Source organism: Pseudomarimonas arenosa (genome assembly GCF_014841215.1).
GTDB classification, from domain to species: domain Bacteria; phylum Pseudomonadota; class Gammaproteobacteria; order Xanthomonadales; family Xanthomonadaceae; genus Pseudomarimonas; species Pseudomarimonas arenosa.
Genome location: NZ_JACYTR010000005.1, coordinates 124,696 through 141,807 on the forward strand (window position 1 = coordinate 124,696; position 17,112 = coordinate 141,807).

Annotated in this window: 13 protein-coding genes and 1 riboswitch; of the genes, 3 read left to right on the top strand and 10 right to left on the bottom strand. The window is 62.5% G+C overall.

What is annotated here, in order from left to right; translation table 11 throughout:
* Nucleotides 1–271 precede the first annotated feature (271 nt).
* The 4 genes from IFO71_RS04030 to thiC all read right to left on the bottom strand — a co-directional run bounded on the left by IFO71_RS04030 (nt 272) and on the right by thiC (nt 3,907).
* Complete coding sequence (locus tag IFO71_RS04030) at nt 272–967, bottom strand: DUF3667 domain-containing protein (protein ID WP_192028251.1); 696 nt, start codon at nt 965–967, stop codon at nt 272–274.
* A 6-nt stretch (nt 968–973) separates the two neighbouring features.
* Nucleotides 974–1,129 carry a hypothetical protein gene (locus IFO71_RS04035; RefSeq protein WP_192028252.1) on the bottom strand — a complete coding sequence of 52 codons (156 nt, stop codon included), beginning with the start codon at nt 1,127–1,129 and terminating at the stop codon, nt 974–976.
* A 22-nt stretch (nt 1,130–1,151) separates the two neighbouring features.
* Nucleotides 1,152–1,931 (bottom strand): energy transducer TonB, encoded by a 780-nt coding sequence (locus IFO71_RS04040; RefSeq protein ID WP_192028253.1) that lies wholly within the window; start codon nt 1,929–1,931, stop codon nt 1,152–1,154.
* A gap of 98 nt (nt 1,932–2,029) precedes the next feature.
* Nucleotides 2,030–3,907 carry a phosphomethylpyrimidine synthase ThiC gene (gene thiC, locus IFO71_RS04045; protein ID WP_192028254.1) on the bottom strand — a complete coding sequence of 626 codons (1,878 nt, stop codon included), beginning with the start codon at nt 3,905–3,907 and terminating at the stop codon, nt 2,030–2,032.
* A gap of 30 nt (nt 3,908–3,937) precedes the next feature.
* A riboswitch (TPP riboswitch) is annotated at nt 3,938–4,036 on the bottom strand.
* A gap of 433 nt (nt 4,037–4,469) precedes the next feature.
* Between thiC and IFO71_RS04050 the strand changes: the two genes are divergently transcribed.
* Complete coding sequence (locus IFO71_RS04050) at nt 4,470–5,366, top strand: hypothetical protein (protein WP_192028255.1); 897 nt, start codon at nt 4,470–4,472, stop codon at nt 5,364–5,366.
* Between the two features lie 647 nt (nt 5,367–6,013).
* Here IFO71_RS04050 and IFO71_RS04055 read toward each other — a convergent pair.
* Nucleotides 6,014–6,748: a TetR/AcrR family transcriptional regulator gene (locus tag IFO71_RS04055; RefSeq protein WP_192028256.1), complete on the bottom strand. Its 735-nt coding sequence runs from the start codon at nt 6,746–6,748 to the stop codon at nt 6,014–6,016.
* A 151-nt stretch (nt 6,749–6,899) separates the two neighbouring features.
* Here IFO71_RS04055 and IFO71_RS04060 point away from each other — a divergent pair, with 151 nt between their 5' ends.
* Both IFO71_RS04060 and IFO71_RS04065 read left to right on the top strand, forming a co-directional pair.
* Nucleotides 6,900–8,033: an efflux RND transporter periplasmic adaptor subunit gene (locus IFO71_RS04060; RefSeq protein WP_192028257.1), complete on the top strand. Its 1,134-nt coding sequence runs from the start codon at nt 6,900–6,902 to the stop codon at nt 8,031–8,033.
* Between the two features lie 10 nt (nt 8,034–8,043).
* The gene (locus IFO71_RS04065) at nt 8,044–11,109 is read left to right on the top strand and encodes an efflux RND transporter permease subunit (RefSeq protein ID WP_332309313.1); all 3,066 of its coding nucleotides are present in this window, start codon (nt 8,044–8,046) and stop codon (nt 11,107–11,109) included.
* Between the two features lie 518 nt (nt 11,110–11,627).
* Here IFO71_RS04065 and IFO71_RS04070 read toward each other — a convergent pair.
* The 5 genes from IFO71_RS04070 to IFO71_RS04090 form a co-directional block, all read right to left on the bottom strand.
* Nucleotides 11,628–12,425, bottom strand: coding sequence for an NRDE family protein (locus IFO71_RS04070; protein ID WP_192028258.1), 798 nt, complete (start codon nt 12,423–12,425; stop codon nt 11,628–11,630).
* A 161-nt stretch (nt 12,426–12,586) separates the two neighbouring features.
* Nucleotides 12,587–13,750 (bottom strand): trans-sulfuration enzyme family protein, encoded by a 1,164-nt coding sequence (locus tag IFO71_RS04075; RefSeq protein WP_192028259.1) that lies wholly within the window; start codon nt 13,748–13,750, stop codon nt 12,587–12,589.
* A 140-nt stretch (nt 13,751–13,890) separates the two neighbouring features.
* The gene (locus tag IFO71_RS04080) at nt 13,891–14,082 is read right to left on the bottom strand and encodes a type II toxin-antitoxin system HicB family antitoxin (protein WP_192028260.1); all 192 of its coding nucleotides are present in this window, start codon (nt 14,080–14,082) and stop codon (nt 13,891–13,893) included.
* A gap of 49 nt (nt 14,083–14,131) precedes the next feature.
* Nucleotides 14,132–15,502: a pyridoxal-phosphate dependent enzyme gene (locus IFO71_RS04085; protein WP_192028261.1), complete on the bottom strand. Its 1,371-nt coding sequence runs from the start codon at nt 15,500–15,502 to the stop codon at nt 14,132–14,134.
* Between the two features lie 274 nt (nt 15,503–15,776).
* Entirely contained in the window at nt 15,777–15,995 is a 219-nt protein-coding gene (locus IFO71_RS04090) for an HP1242/YdcH family protein (protein WP_192028262.1), read from the bottom strand.
* Nucleotides 15,996–17,112: the final 1,117 nt, after the last annotated feature.

Sequence of the window (17,112 nt, forward strand, 5' to 3'; positions counted from 1 at the left end):
CTCGCACCAGCTCTAGCGTGACACAGCCGGTAGTTTGCGCGGCATAGCCTCACGCAGGCGCGGTCGGCCAGCACGACTGCACTAGGGAAGGCCTGAACAAGTCCATCCTGGAATTTTCAGACGCGCCGAGTTCGGCACGAATCCGAACTCGTTTCGGCCGCTCCGCGGCTACGTCGAGCTTCGCTCGAATACGCTGATCAACAACGTACGTTGTTGATCGCGGCGGTGCATCCTTGCACCGCGGGAAACTCTGAACTTGTTCAGAGATTCCCTAGGGAATCAAGTGGGCGAACGCGGCCAGGGCGAACAGGCCACTTAGCAGGCCCAAGAACAAGACGACTTGCGCCAGTACGCCACACAACAGGGCCCGCGCCCAGCCGAAACCGTCGGCTCGCGCGTATCCATAGGCGGCGTGGGTAATGACCAGCAGTGGCAATAGGTAGATCAAGTAGACCCACTCGGCAGCCCACGCAACCAAGACCCAGACCAGCAACTGCAAAGGCACGAACAGACACAGGGTGTACAAGCCGAACACCAGGGACTCGGCCAGATTCAAGTTGAGCGAGCGATAGCATTGTTGAACGGCGCCGCCGGTCGCCGGTGCCCAGAGCAAAGTGAGTAGCAAGCTGAAGTGATTCAGCACCCACTGAGCGGCGCCAATCACCTGCGCGTTCATATGGCTGGCTTCTAGTTGGCCAAAAAAGCCTGCGAAGAAATCTTCACCCACGCCATCTGCCTGCCACATCAATGCCGCGATGGCAAATAGCACCAGCAACAGACGACTCGGCCTGACGATCCGGGGATCTCGCCAATCAACATAAAGGCGGATCAGTTGACCTGGTCGAACTACCAGTTGCGCAATCGTCCATAACAGGCCGCGGTCCAGACTGAATAGTTCTTGCCCCCACTCGCTCAGCAGCTGCCGGGCATCGAGTCGAGCGGGACGCGCAGGTTCAGTGCTGGACATCGCGAGCTAGCGTGTGAATGCGAAATAGATCACATAGAACCAGGAAAACAGGCCGTGGATGATCGCCCAGAGGATGCTTTGATGCGCGTGCCAGGAAATGGCGATGGCCAGGGCCGAGCCGAAGCTGATGCCGGCTTTGGCGATGATGGTTTTGTCTTTCATGGTCATCGAGCCCAGCTGAAGACTAGCGATCAAATCCACTAACCAGCCTGAATCGTTCACTTTCAAGCTCGCCATCATTGTCGAGCTTAGCTATCGGCTGGCCTTGATGGGCAATGACCCAGGGCGCCGGCTCGACGTCAACTCGATACGCGGGCCGCCAAGCCCCCGACGCCCGCAACACGAAATATACCGGTAATTGAAGGACCTCATGCCCTTCGGCGGCCAACTCTGGGAAGGACCATTTTTTTACGGCGCTTTCGGCAGCCTTTACGAAAATCCCAAAATGCCGCTTCCTTTCGCTTGTCGAAGTTCTCGGCCCGGTTAGCCAACCGCTCTCCGAACTGGTCTCTTTTACGACTCCGTTCTCGTCAATTCGAACGTTGAGCACGATTTCTGCGCCGAAGCGGCGCACCGAGGATTCTCTTGGGTAAACCGGGGCAGGACGATTTGGATCCGTCTTTGATCGTTTCCCGCTAGGAGGTTCGCGCAAGCGGAAATTTTCGATTCGAACTTCCTGACTACTTAAGTCTGCTTGCAGCCATAAGCTGACATAGGCCACGGCCACTGCCGGCTTGCCATCAGAGAGAACCGGCTGAAGTACCCACCTGCTGATCTTCTGGGTAAGCGCGGCGTCAAAATTGTCCCCCAGCGAAGTCTCAAACGTAACGTCCATTACACTGCCGTCAGTGTCGATAACCACCGTGCCTTCGAGCGGTGCACGGTAAATCTTCGGCTCCCGCGCTGAGGCGAGCAAAGGCAGACACAGAAGGAGGACGGTGAACAGCGCTTTGGACGTTTTCATGCTCGCTACCGAAATGAATCTGCAAGGTGGCAGTCAGGTGGAATGCAGAGTGAGTGTAGAGGTCGTTCGTTCAAACAGTGAATTCGCGCTAACCATTCCTACTCCGGCTGATACACCTCAGCCCCCTTGGCGCGGAACTCGGCGGCTTTTTCTTCCATGCCCTTGGCCAGCGCCTCGTCTTCGTTCAACCCCTTTTCGGCGGCGAAGTCGCGGACGTCCTGAGTGATCTTCATCGAACAGAAGTTGGGGCCGCACATGGAGCAGAAATGCGCCTGTTTGTGCGCCTCTTTGGGCAGGGTTTCGTCGTGGAATTCCTTGGCTTTCTCTGGATCGAGGCCGAGGTTGAACTGATCTTGCCAGCGGAATTCGAAGCGGGCCTTGGACAGCGCATTGTCGCGGGCCTGGGCGGCGGGATGCCCCTTGGCGAGATCGGCTGCATGGGCGGCAATCTTGTAGGTGACGATGCCGTCGCGAACATCCTGTTTGTTCGGCAGGCCGAGATGCTCCTTCGGGGTGACGTAGCAGAGCATGGCGGTGCCGTACCAGCCGATCATCGCTGCGCCGATCGCGCTGGTGATGTGGTCGTAGCCGGGGGCGATGTCGGTGGTTAAGGGGCCGAGGGTGTAGAACGGCGCCTCACCGCATTCGCGCAGCTGCTTGTCCATGTTCTCCTTGATCAGCTGCATCGGCACGTGACCCGGGCCTTCGATCATGGTCTGAACATCGTGTTTCCACGCAATCTGGGTCAGCTCGCCCAGGGTTTCGAGTTCGGCGAACTGGGCGCGGTCGTTGGCATCGGCGATGCTGCCGGGGCGCAGGCCGTCGCCGAGCGAGAAGGCTACGTCGTAGGCCTTCATGATCTCGCAGATTTCCTCGAAGTGGGTGTAGAGGAAGCTTTCCTTGTGATGGGCCAGGCACCATTTGGCCATGATCGAGCCGCCGCGCGAGACGATGCCGGTGACGCGCTTGGCGGTGAGCGGGATATAGGGCAGGCGCACGCCGGCATGGATGGTGAAGTAGTCCACGCCCTGCTCGGCCTGTTCGATCAAGGTGTCGCGGAAAATCTCCCAGGTCAGCTCTTCGGCGCGACCGTCGACTTTTTCCAGCGCCTGATAGATCGGCACGGTGCCGATCGGCACCGGCGAGTTGCGCAGAATCCATTCGCGGGTTTCGTGAATATGCTTGCCGGTGCTGAGATCCATCACCGTGTCGGCACCCCAGCGGATCGCCCAGACCATCTTTTCGACTTCTTCGGCAATCGAGCTGGTGACCGCCGAGTTGCCGATATTGGCATTGATCTTCACCAGGAAGTTGCGACCGATGATCATCGGCTCCGATTCCGGGTGGTTGATGTTGTTGGGAATGATGGCGCGGCCGCGAGCGACTTCGTCGCGCACGAATTCAGGGGTGATCAGCTTTGGCAGGTGGGCGCCGAAGTCCTCGCCCGGATGCTGCTTGAGCAAATGAGCTTCGCGGATGGCCTCCAGCTTCTGATTCTCGCGAATGGCGATGTATTCCATCTCCGGCGTGATGATGCCGCGCTTGGCGTAGTGCATCTGGCTGACGTTCATGCCAGCCTTGGCGCGCAACGGGCGACGCTCGCCGGGGAAACGCACTTCCGCCAGCTTGGGGTCGGCGGCGCGCTTCAGGCCAAACTGCGAGCTAAGGGTGGCGAGCTGCTCGGTATCGCCGCGTTCGGCAATCCATTGAGCGCGCAGCGCCGCGAGGCCGGCGGTGAGGTCGATATCGGCAGCTGGATCAGTGTACGGGCCGGAGGTGTCGTAGACGGTGAACGGCGCGTTCTTGTCGGCGCCGAACATTTTCGGCGTATCGGCCAGCTGTACTTCGCGCATCGGCACCTGAAGATCGGGCCGCGAGCCCTGAACATAGACCTTGCGCGACCCGGCAATCGGGCGGGTGACATCGGCCGACAGGGCCTGGGTGGCAAGGAAAACGTCAGACGGTTGGGCATTCATGGCTTCGTTCCTACGGTACGGGGACGAAGCAGAGGCGAGCTCGAAGCTCCCTACGGCGGTGCGAACCGCATCAGGTGCCAAGGGACTCTCTCAGCCCGACCTGGTGGATGGGCACCCCTGCTTCAGGGGTGCATTTCAACATGAAGCGGGGTTGGAGGCGAGTCAGATGAGAGTTTGAGCGAGCGGGCTCGCGTTGCGGGCGTTGTGGCGTGATTGGCTCAGGTGCGCTTGCCCCCCTATCTAGCCCTCGTCGAACATCGGGGAGGGAGTTCCGGGTCGCCAGCCGGTGCGGCGAAGATCGCCACACATCGGTCTCTCCCGGGAGGGGGGACGGGGGTGAGGGTCGGGCGAAGCTACGCGCGCGGCTATGCCGAAGCGGACGGGCTATGAATCGGACGTGAGGACACCCGGCCCTCACCCCAACCCCTCTCCCACGGGGGCCTGCTCACTTCGGTTCAAGATTTGTGCTTCGGCCCCTCCCCTTGCGGCGCGAAGCGCCGGAGGGGAAGGTTGGGAGGGGGGACGTATACTCGGGGCGATCCGTTGTGGGGGTGACTCGCCGATGCCAAAGCCGTTCAATGCCTGGATTACGGGCACCTGGCTGTTGCTGACGTCGCCGGTGCTGCCAGCGCAGTCGCTGCCGGTGAGTGAAGGGGTCGATCGGGTCGGCGTGCACAGCGAGGAAGGCTGGGCGGTGCGTTATGTGGGGGCCAGCAGTTTGATGACCGGGTTCGGTGCCCTGCCCGAGCTGGCGCCCGGCGAGTGGCTGTTGGCGGGGGAGCTGGGGCATATTCCCAGTCTGTCGGCCAGGCAGCAGGAGGTTGGCCTGGGCGGAATCAAGCAGGAAGATCTGAACAAGTCGCCGATATTTGGCCGGGTTCGCGGCTGGATGGGCTTGCCCGGCGGGTGGGTTGCCGAGCTGGGTTACACACCGCCGCTGGAGATCGATGGCGCCAAGCCGGTTGACTTGTTCGCCGCTGCCGTCGGCAAGCGCTTCAGCGTCGGCGAACGCGCCGCATTGTCATTGCGTGCACTGGGCCAGCATGGCGCGGCGCGGGGCGATATCACCTGCTCCGATCATCTGGTCGGCCGCGATGTCGAGGCCAATCCGTTTCGATGTGCCAGGCCGTCGGATGATCGGATCGCGCTTAGCTACTACGGTCTGGAAGCTACCGGCAGTTGGCGATTCGCTGACTGGGAGGCCCATTTGACCGGCGGAACGGTGCGTTATGAGCCAGAAGTGCAGGTGAATGCGCAACTGGAGAGTTATATCGAGCGGATTCGGCTGATCAATCGCGGTCAGATGCCCTATTTTGCCTTGGGCGCGCAGCAGAACTCGGGAACCTGGCGCTTCGGGGCTGAGCTGCTGTATGTGCCGCTGGACGTGCGACGCGATGGTGGGCCGCTGGAAAATGATCCGTTGTGGAGCCTACGGTTAAGTTTGCGCTGGCGGCCATAGGAGGCGATGGTGGGCCACAGGCCTGTCGTGAGCTTGTCGAACGGCCTGTCGTGAGCCTGTCGAACGGCCTGTCGTGAGCCTGTCGAACGGCCTGTCGTGAGCCTGTCGAACGGCCTGTCGTGAGCCTGTCGAACGGCCTGTCGTGAGCCTGTCGAACGGCCCACCCTACGTCGGTGCGGTGTGATGGTGGGCCATAGGCCCACCCTACGAAGGGCGAGCCGCGCTGGCGTAGGGTGGGCGTGTCGCCCACCATCGTAACCTTCGGATTTGCGCTGACGTCGGGTCTTGCGCCGGTGGGCCACAGGCCTGTCGTGAGCCTGTCGAACGGCCCGTCGTGAGCCTGTCGAACTGCCCACCCTACGTCGGTGCGGTGTGATGGTGGGCCATAGGCCCACCCTACGAAGGGCGAGCCGCGCTGGCGTAGGGTGGGCGTGTCGCCCACCATCGTAACCTTCGGATTGGCGCTGACGTCCGGTCTTGCGCCGGTGGGCCACAGGCCTGTCGTGAGCCTGTCGAACGGCCCACCCTACGTCGGTGCGGTGTGATGGTGGGCCATAGGCCCACCCTACGAACGGCGACCCGCGCTGGCGTAGGGTGGGCGTGTCGCCCACCATCTAGCTCGTGCGCGGCGTTGGCGCACCCTATGGTTACGATTTGCGGGCGTAGGCGCGCAGGAACAGATCGACCACGCTGTCCACATGCGCGGCGCAGGCGGCGCGCGGCAGGCTGTCGCAGCAGCCCACGACCAGGCGGGAGAAATCCTCGCCTTTCAGCAGGCAGAAGAAGTGCCCGGCAGCGCGATGCGGGTCGTCGATCTTGAGCAGGCCCAGCTTGACCGCCCGGCGCAGGAAGGTTTCGAACTCCAGCACGGTCCGACGCGGGCCGGCTTCATAGAACAAGGTCGCCAATCGCGTATCGGTGAGCGCGCGGGCGGCCAGGGTGCGGTGCAGCTGGACCGCCTCTTCACTGGTGATCAGGGCATGAAATGCGCGGCCGATTTCCAGCAGTACCTCGCGCAGCGGCGAAGCCTGCAGGTCGACCTCGAACAGACGATGCGGCAGCTGTTCCTCGCAGCGGCATTTGACCGCCTCACTGAACAGCGTTTCCTTGTCCTGAAAGTGGTTGTAGACAGTGAGCTTGGAAACGCCGGCTTCAGCTGCGATCGCCTCCATGCTGACCCCTTCGTAGCCGCGCTCGGGAAACAGGCGCTTGGCGGCATCGAGAATGGCGGCGCGCTTTTCCAGATCTTTTGGTCGACCAGGCCCGGCGGCGCGATCGGCATCCTGCGCCAATGCACGATTCTGACGCGGCTTGGCAACGGCGCTCGACGTTGCCTGCAAGGTGGAACGGGATGTTTTTCGGGCGGGCTTGGAAGATGGCATGATGCTCAAAGTGTGAGAACGATCACGCATCGCAATGCGGACCTGAACCTATGACTGAATTCAGCATAGCCGAACTTGACTGAATAGTGGACTGCTCGGTTTTTTAATTTTAGTATACCGGCCAGTTCACTAACCACCAGGGACCTCCCCCATGGCCCGACGCTCGTCGCAATTTAGCCTTCTCTCGATGGCCCTGATCCTGTCGGGCAGCCTGCTGCTCGCTGCCTGCAGCCCACAGGATGACGCCGAATCACGACCGCGGCCGGCCCTGGTGGTCAAGCCGCAGCCGGTGCAGTCGCGCTTTGCGGTGTTTCCGGGCGAGGTGCACGCACGCACCGAGAGCGCACTCAGCTTTCGCGTCGGCGGCAAGCTGGCAACGCGCCACGTCGACATGGGCGACCGCGTGGTAAAGGGCCAGGTACTGGCCGAACTCGATCCCGATGATCTCAAGCTGCAGGCCGGATCGGCGCGTGCGCAATTGGCCGCGGCTGAGGCCGATCTGGCCCTGGCCCGCAACGAACGCGATCGGCACAAATCCTTGCTGGATCGACAGCTGATCAGCGAAAGCCTGTTCGACGCCCGTGAGAGCCAGTTCCAGGCCGCCTTGGCGCGCCGTGAGCAGGCCAAGGCGCAGGTCGACGTGGCGCAGAACCAGGCCAGCTATGCCAAGCTGCGTGCCGATCGCGATGGCGTCATCGCCCAGCGCAACGCCGAAGCCGGCCAAGTGGTGGCCGCCGGCCAGCCCGTGTTCGTCCTCGCCGCCGATGGCGAACGCGAAATCTCGATCAGCCTGCCGGAGTTCGGCATCGATAACTACAAGGTCGGCCAGCCGGTATTGATCAGCCTGTGGTCAAAGCCTGATCAGCGTATCGCCGGGCGACTGCACGAGCTGTCGCCGGCGGCCGACGCCGGCGCACGCACCTATGCCGCACGGGTGGAGATCGAAGGCGACAGTAGTGGCATCGAGCTCGGCCAGAGTGCCCGCGCCATCTTTGCCCTGAATGGCGCCCAGGCGCTGGCCGTACCGCTGCCGGCAGTCACCGCCGATGCCGGGCGTCACTACGTGTGGGTGGTCAATCCGGACACCTCGACCGTGCACCGGCGCGAAGTGCAGATCAGTGCCTTTCTCGATGAACAGGTACCGGTGACCTCGGGCATCGAGGCCGGTGACTGGGTGGTGGCAGCCGGCGTACATCTGCTGCAGGAAGGTCAGCCGGTGCGGCCGGTCGACTACGACAACCGGCCATTGCAGGCCGACCCGTCCGCCGACGCACCGGCAGGTTAAGGAGTCGCCCGTGGCCTCGCGATTCAATCTCTCCGAATGGGCGCTGAAAAACCGCTCACTGGTGCTGTTCAGCATGCTGGTGCTGGCCATTGTTGGCGCCTTCTCCTACACCCGGCTTGGGCAAAGCGAAGACCCGCCGTTCACCTTCAAGGTGATGGTGGTGCGCACCCTGTGGCCGGGAGCGACCGCGGAAGAAATGTCACGCCTGGTCACCGAGCCGATCGAAAAGAAGCTCATGCAGACCGGGCAATACGAGTTCATCCGCTCGTTCTCGCGCCCCGGCATCTCGCAGGTGATGTATGTGGCACCCGACGGCATGGTCTCCGAGCACATTCCCGATCTCTGGTACCAGATCCGCAAGAAGGTCGGCGATATCAAACACACCCTACCCCAGGGCGTGGTCGGGCCATTCTTTGATGATGAGTTCGGCGACACCTACGGCAACATCTACGCGCTGACTGGCGAAGGTTTCGATTACGCCACGATGAAGGACTATGCCGAGCGCCTGCAGCTGGAACTGCAACGGGTGCCGGATGTGGCCAAGGTCGAACTGATCGGCCTGCAGGACGAGAAGATCTGGATCGAGATCAGCAACACCAAGCTGGCCCTGCTTGGCGTGGCCTTGCCAGCGGTTCAGCAGGCGCTGAACGAGCAGAATGCGGTGATTGGCGCCGGCTTCTTCGAAACCAACAGCGAGCGGGTGCAACTACGTGTTAGCGGGCGCTTCAGCTCGGTGGAAGAGATTCGCGGCTTTCCCATTCGGGTGGGTGACCGCACCTTCCGCATCGGCGATGTGGCCGAGGTGAAACGTGGCTTCTCCGATCCACCGGCCCCGCGCATGCGCCTGTTTGGCGAAGACGCCATCGGCCTGGCGGTGTCGATGCGCAAGGGCGGCGACATCATTCAGCTGGGCAGAGCACTGGAAAAGGAATTCGATCAGCTACAGCAAACCCTGCCGATCGGCCTTGAGCTGCGCAAGGTCAGCGACCAGCCCGCCGCAGTGAAGGCCTCGGTCGGCGAATTCGTGCAGGTGCTGGCCGAGGCGGTGGCGATCGTGTTGCTGGTCAGCTTCTTCTCGCTGGGATTCCGTACCGGTCTGGTGGTGGCCTTGTCGATCCCGCTGGTTCTAGCCATGACCTTCGCCAGCATGCAGTACTTCGGCATCGGCCTGCACAAGATCTCGCTGGGTGCGCTGGTGCTGGCACTGGGCCTGTTGGTCGACGACGCCATCATCGCGGTGGAAATGATGGCGGTGAAGATCGAACAGGGCTTCGATCGCCTGCGTGCCGCCGGCTTTGCCTGGGAAACGACTGCCTTTCCGATGCTCACCGGCACCCTGGTGACGGCGGCCGGCTTTCTGCCGATTGCCACGGCACAAAGTGGCACCGGCGAATACACTCGCTCGATTTTCCAGGTGGTCACCCTGGCCTTGATAGTGTCCTGGATTGCCGCCGTGGTGTTCGTACCCTATCTCGGCGAACGCCTGCTGCCGGCCAAGGGGCACGGCCATGGCGGCGAGGGGCACGATCCCTATCAAACCAGGTTCTACAGCCGCTTCCGCCAGGTAATCGACTGGTGTGTGCGGCGGCGCTGGCTGGTGATCGGCCTGACCATCGGCCTGTTCGTCGGCTCGGTGGCACTGTTCCGCTTTGTGCCGCAGCAGTTCTTCCCCTCTTCAACGCGCCTGGAGCTGATGGTCGACATGCGTCTGGCCGAGGGCAGCTCGCTGCGCTCAACGGAAGCCGAGGTCAAGAAACTCGAGGCCTTGCTCGAAGGCAAGGAAGGCATCGAGAACTATGTGTCCTATGTCGGCACCGGCTCACCGCGCTTCTACCTGCCGCTGGATCAGCAGCTGCCAGCGGCCAACTTTGCCCAGTTCGTCATCCTGACCGAGGATATCGAAAGTCGCGAGGCGCTGCGTCGCTGGCTGATCGATATTCTGCCTGAGCAGTTTCCGACCTTGCAGGGCCGCGTGACGCGCTTGGAGAATGGCCCGCCGGTCGGCTTCCCGATCCAACTCCGTGTTAGTGGCGAGCATATTGACGAAGTGCGGCGCATCGCGCGCCGGGTGGCCGATCAGATTCGAGATCACCGGGCGCTGACCAATGTCAGCCTAGATTGGGAAGAGCCGAGCAAGGCCATTCGCGTTGAGATCGACCAGGAGCGCGCACGCGCCCTGGGGGTGAGCTCGGCCCAGGTGGCACAGTTCATCCGCGGTTCCTTGTCCGGCTCGCACGTCAGCTACTTTCTGGAAGGCAACGAACAAATTGAGATCCTGCTGCGCGGCCCGGAGGAAGAGCGCCGACGCATGAGCCTGATCGGCAGTCTGTCGGTGCCAACCGCCAGCGGGCAGAGCATCCCGCTGTCGCAGATCGCCACCCTGGACTACGTGTTCGAAGAAGGGGTGATCTGGCATCGCGACCGTCTGCCCACGGTAACGGTGCGCGCCGACATTTACGGCGAACAGCAGCCGGCCAGCGTGGTGCAGGAATTGATGCCGGTGCTTGAGGCTGAACGCAGCGGCTTGCCGGATGGCTATCGCCTGGATGTCGGCGGCACAGTGGAGGATTCCGCCCGCGGCCAGCGTTCGGTGAACGCCGGCGTGCCGCTGTTCGTGCTGGTGGTGCTGAGCTTGCTAATGCTGCAGCTGCGCTCGATGTCGCGCACCCTGATGGTGTTCCTGACCGCGCCGCTGGGCTTGATTGGCGTGGTGCTGTTCCTGTTGGTGTTCCAGGTGCCATTCGGCTTTGTGGCGATGCTCGGCACGATTGCGCTATCCGGCATGATCATGCGCAATTCGGTGATCCTGGTGGATCAGATCGAACAGGACATCGCCCATGGACTGGAGCCGGCCAAGGCGGTGATCGAAGCCACGGTGCGCCGCTTCCGCCCGATTGTGCTCACCGCACTGGCGGCTGTGTTGGCGATGATCCCGCTGTCGCGCAGCGTGTTCTTCGGACCGATGGCAGTGGCGATCATGGGCGGATTGATGGTGGCCACGGTGTTGACCCTGTTGTTCCTGCCGGCCCTTTATGCGGCCTGGTTCAGGGTGAAGCCGTTGGCTAAGGGGGCGTGATCGCGGGCCGCTAGCTAGGATGCGTCATAGGGTGACGTGTCGCCCAGCGATGTGGCGCGATGGTGGGCCACAGGCCCACCCTACGAGGCCGGAGCATGGTGAATCCGTTGGCTAGGGGCTCGTGATGGTGGCCGCGGCGATGCTTCGTAGGGTGGGTCACGCCCACCGATGGTGCTCGATGGTGGGCCACAGGCCCACCCTACGAGGCCGGTGCATGGTGAATCCGTTGGCTAGGGGCTCGTGATGGTGGCCGCGGCGATGCTTCGTAGGGTGGGTCACGCCCACCGATGTGGCGCGATGGTGGGCCACAGGCCCCACCCTACGAGGCCGGTGCATGGTGAATCCGTTGGCTAGGGGCTCGTGATGGTGGCCGCGGCGATGCTTCGTAGGGTGGACGTGTCGCCCACCGATGTGGCGCGATGGTGGGCCACAGGCCCACCAAGTCGCCGTCCATGGGGTGCGCCTTGGCGCACCGACGAGACTTGCATAACGCAACATTGGTGCGCCCAAGGCGCACCCTATATCTGGCCGCTGTATTCGCTTTGACCGAGATCGATGCCCAGCGGGCCGAAGCGGCGTTCGATAAACAGCCAGCGGCCATCGGCCCATTCGATGATCAGGGTGGTGCAACGCGTGCCGTATGACTCCGACTCGATGAATGGCGAGGACAATAGCCGCTCGCGTTCCAGGCCTATGCCGGTATCCGGCAGATCCTCGTCGGGCGCCGGAGAGGTATCGCGCATCAACACAAACAATGGGTTAAGGAGAAGCGGATCCAGCGCCTGCTCTGCCTGCAGTTGATCGCCCACGGCCTGCAGCCACTGCCGCATTGCCTGGGTGATTTTTTGCAGCTTGGGCCAGGGCGTGTCCAGGGCGGCATTGGAGACGGCGTGGACGCCGTGGGTCAGTGTGTCGGCGTGCCAGGCCGGTCGATTACCGCAATAGCGCAAGGCTTCGTCATCGCGCAACAGCAGGTTGTAGGGACCGGTGTCGGTGGATTCGGCGTCGGCCTTCTTGGCGAAACTTGCCCAGTCCTGCCCGAGGCTCATCCAATCGACCACCAGGCGGCCGCGCGAGTGCCGCCAGTCATCGCGAAACGGCAGCTGACGCACATTGGTCACCGCCGCCAGTCGTCCTCCGGGTTGATAGGCCAGCCAACTGCCACCGGCCTTGGCATCGAGCCCGGCCAGATAAGGCGGGGCGGCCGCGCGCCAGTCGGCCGCAAGGCTGGGTCGGGCATGCAGCTCGTCGCGATTGGCCAGCAGGACGAAGGGCAGTCCGGGGTGGACGCGGTCAGCCCAGGTGATCAGGCACATCGAGGCTTGCCCCCTTCCCAGGAACCGATGTCATAACCCATTGTTTCGCCAACACATCGCTCTGCCCCTCTCCTCGTGGGAGAGGGGCTTGCTCGCCGCGACTCAAAATCCGCGTACAGTTTGCCGCAGAGAAGCTCGCCTAACATCAATCAAGACTGATGTTAGGCGAGTGCGTTGGCCAACTCGGCCTGCAGATCTGCCACATCTTCCACGCCGACACTGAGACGGACCAGATTGTCGCTGATGCCGAGCACAGCACGGCGTTCCACTGGAACTGAGGCATGGGTCATCAAGGCGGGGTGATTGGCCAGACTCTCGACGCCGCCCAGCGACTCGGCACAGGTGAACAGTTCCAGACGCTCCATGAAGCGCCTGGCGCCTTCAAAGCCACCTTTGACGTAGACGCTGATCATGCCGCCAAAACCCTTCATCTGCTGCTTGGCCAGGGCGTGCTGCGGATGCTGCGGCAAACCAGGATAGATAACCTTCTCCACCGCGCTTTGAGTGGTGAGAAACTCAGCCAGCTGCTGGGCGTTCTCGCAGTGGGCACGCATGCGCAGATGCAAGGTTTTCAGACCACGCAGGGCAAGGAAGGAATCGAACGGACCCTGCACGCCACCGACCGAGTTCTGCAGGAAGGTCATCTGCTCGCGCAGTTCGGCATCGTCGCCGACCACGATCATGCCGCCCACCATGTCGCTGTGGCCATTGAGGTACTTGGTGGCCGAGTGCATCACCAGATGCGCACCCAATTCCAGTGGCCGCTGCAAGGCGGGGGAACTGAAGGTGTTGTCGACCGCGAACCAGATGCCGCGACCGCGGCAGAACTCGGCCAGGCGGGCGATATCGACGATCTTCAGCGTCGGGTTGGTCGGCGTTTCGCACCAGATCATCTTGGTGTTCGGCTTGACCGCCGCTTCGACTGCGGCCATGTCGTTCAGATCGACAAAGCTGAAATCGAGCCCGGCACTGCGGCGACGCACTCGCTCAAACAGCCGATAGGTGCCGCCGTAGACGTCGTCCATGCAGACCACATGACTGCCGGTGTCGAGAATATCCAGCACCGTCGAAGTGGCGGCCAGACCGGAGGCGAACGCGTAGCCATTCGTTCCGCCTTCGAGCGCGGCCACGCAGCGTTCGTAGGCAAAGCGGGTCGGGTTGTGGCTGCGAGAGTACTCATAGCCCTGATGCACGCCCGGACTGGACTGGGCATAGGTACTGGTGGCGTAGATCGGCGGCATCACCGCGCCGGTGCTGGGATCAGGCGACTGACCACCGTGGATGGCCAGGGTGCCGATGCCGTGATTGGAGTGGTTTGCGCTCATAGGATGCCGAGTTATTTCCTGATGTGTTTGGCCAGCGCATCATCGATCTCTCGATGGCGTGGAATGGGCTGCTTCTGCCCGGTTTGCGGATTCTGGTAGATGTCCTGCCGCCAGAATGAGTCGAATTAGCTCATTGCGCTTCAAAGCGCGATGTACTTGACCTCGAACTCCTCCGCAACGTCGTCAAGCAGCATCTCGCGATAGGCGCTACGAAGATTCTCTTCAAGTTCCTCCAGAGACTCCCCCTGGCTCAATATTTCCGGGTGGTCGACGAGCTTGCCGATCCAGTATTGCTCGCCTTTCCAAAAATCAATCTTGAGCTGCGCGGACACAGGGCACCTCGCTGCCTGGGGCAACTGAATTATCTCACCAGCGCAGGCCCTACTGCACCCGCCGGCGCAGATAGTTCAGCAGGTCAATACGGGTAATGAGACCGAGGAAGCGCTCGCCGTGCATGACAATGGCGACGTGGCCCTTGTCGAACACCGGCATCAGCGCCTCGATCGGCGACTTCACATCGAGTTTGTCCAGGGTGGTGATCATCGCGGTGGAGACCGGATTGCGGAACTTGGCTTCGTCGCCGTACACATGCAACAGCACATCGCTTTCGTCGATGATGCCAACGATGCGGTCTTCCTCCATCACCGGCAGCTGACTGACGTCGTACAGTTTCATCCGCTGATAGGCCACGGTGAGCAAATCATTCGGCGCCACCACGACGGTATCGCGCTGCGAGTAGGGGCGCAGGATCAGATCACGCAGATCACCATGCGTATCGCGCTGGATGAAGCCGTTGTCCAGCATCCAGTAGTCGTTGTACATCTTCGAGAGGTACTTGTTGCCGGTGTCGCAGACAAACACCATCACCCGCTTGGGCATGGTTTGCTCGCGGCAGTACTTCAGCGCAGCGGCGAGCAAGGTGCCGCTGGACGATCCGCCCAGCACGCCCTCCTTCAGCAGCAGTTCGCGGCCTGCAGCAAAGCTCTCGGCATCGCTGATCGAATAGGCTTTCTTGACCCGGCTGAAGTCGGAGATGCTGGGCAGGAAATCCTCACCGATGCCCTCCACCAGCCAAGAGCCGGATTTCTCGCTCAGGGTGCCTTCGTTGATGTACTGGGTCAGGATCGATCCAACCGGGTCGGCCAACACCAGTTCGGTATCTGGTGAAGCCTCGGCGAAGTACTTCGACAGGCCGGTCATGGTGCCGGAGGAGCCGCAGCCAAACACGATGGCGTCGAGCTTGCCGTCCATCTGCCGCAGGATTTCCGGACCGGTGCCTTCGAAGTGGGCGCGCGGGTTATCCGGGTTTCCGAACTGATTGATGAAGTAGGCGTTCGGCGTTTCCTTAGCAATTCGTTCCGCCATGTCTTGATAGTACTGCGGATGTCCCTTGGCAACATCCGAGCGAGTCAGCACAACCTCGGCCCCCATCGCCTTGAGGTTGAAGATCTTCTCGCGACTCATCTTGTCCGGAACGACCAGGATCAGCTTGTAACCCTTCTGCTGGGCCGACAAGGCAAGGCCGATACCGGTGTTGCCGGCGGTGCCTTCGACCAGGGTGTCACCGGGCTTGATCTTGCCGGCCGCTTCGGCCGCTTCGATCATCTTCAGGCCGATGCGGTCCTTGATCGAGCCGCCAGGATTCTGGCTTTCCAGCTTCAGGAAAAGCTCGCAGGGCCCGGTATCCAGGTTGCGTGCGCGCACCACCGGAGTGTTGCCGATCAAATCCAACACACTGTTATGAATCGTCATGCAGCGGTTCTCTTGGCAGATCGCCGACAGACTCCATGGCGGGAGTCGTTCGGCTTGAACGGTCGCGGCCAGGCCGCACCACCTGTGACCTCCGCGTGCCTGCAACGGCCGACCGCGGGGAATGGGGCAGCATGATAGCCCAGGCCAGACTTTCTCTCAGGCAAAAAACAAATCGCCGCCCGTGGGCGGCGATTGTCCTGGCAGCCGGCTCGGCGTGGTCGGCGCGGCGCACTCCTGTGCGGCGCGACCGCCGGGCCCATCAACTGAGAGAGTGTCAGTGCACCCGTTGCTCGAACATCCGGGTCAAGCGGTCTTTGGCAAACAGCTTCTCTTTCTTCATACGCGCAAGGGTGACGTCGTCGAGCGGCAACACGCCCAGCTCGGCGTCGAGAACTTGCTTGTCGAGCTCCTGATGACGGCGATACAGGCGGCGAAACTCAGCATCGCGCTGCATCAGATTCTCGAGTTCCTTGTGCGGCTGTGATTCAAACATCGGCAGACCTCCTCAGGCTGAAAACAACAACGCCCCGCTGGCGTAGCCGGCGAGGCGTTGGCGGAACGAGCAATGTGTGGATGCGGGTACCGGTGGTGCACTCGGAACCCGCCACCTGTCGTGAGGCGGCGGTCTCGGCGCTGTCGCAGTCATGCTTCATCGGCCTGCACCCTCTTACTCTGTGCCAGAGCACAGGCCTCTCACCCTACGCCTGCCCCGAAGGGGTCGCAACCACCGCTCGTCGGGTGGCGGGGCCCGGCGCGGCAGGCTCATTCAAGCACTTGGCCGGGCCAGCGAAGGGTGGTCCGAGAACCCTTGCGAGGGTGTCAGATCCTGTCGCTCCGTCGAGGCTGGCTTCGGCAGGCTCAGCCAGCGGGGAATGGCGCTTGCTGTCAGTCGCGGCGCCGGCGTAACGCGCCCGGAGCATCGAAGGGCGCCTCATCTCGCCGCTTCGTCGAGGCTGGCTTCGGCGAGCTCAGCCAGCGGGGAATGGCGTTTGCTGTCAGTCGCGGTCCAGCGTAACGCACCCGGAGCATCGAAGGGTGCCTCATCTCGCCGCTTCGTCGAGGCTGGCTTCGGCAGGCTCAGCCAGCGGGGAATGGCGCTTGCTGTCAGTCGCGGTCCAGCGTAACGCACCTGGAGCATCGAAGGGGCCTCACTCGCCGCTTGGTCGAGACTGGCTTCGACTGGCTCAGCCAGCGGGGAATGGCGCTTGCCGTCAGTCGCGACGCCCCGGCGTAACGCGCCCGGAGCGTCGAAGGTTGCCTCATCTCGCCGCTTGGTCGAGGCTGGCTTCGGCAGGCTCAGCCAGCGGGGAATGGCGCCTGCTGTCAGTCGCGACGCCCCGGCGTAACGCGCCCGGAGCGTCGAAGGGTGCCTCATCTCGCCGCTTCGTCGAGGCTGGCTTCGGCGAGCTCAGCCAGCGGGGAATGGCGCTTGCTGTCAGTCGCGGCGCCCCGGCGCAACGCGCCCGGAGCATCGAAGGGTGCCTCATCTCGCCGCTTCGTCGAGGCTGGCTTCGGCGAGCTCAGCCAGCGGGGAATGGCGCTTGCTGTCAGTTGCGGTCCAGCGTAACGCACCCTGAGCGCGTCGAAGGGTGCTTCATCATGCCGCTTGG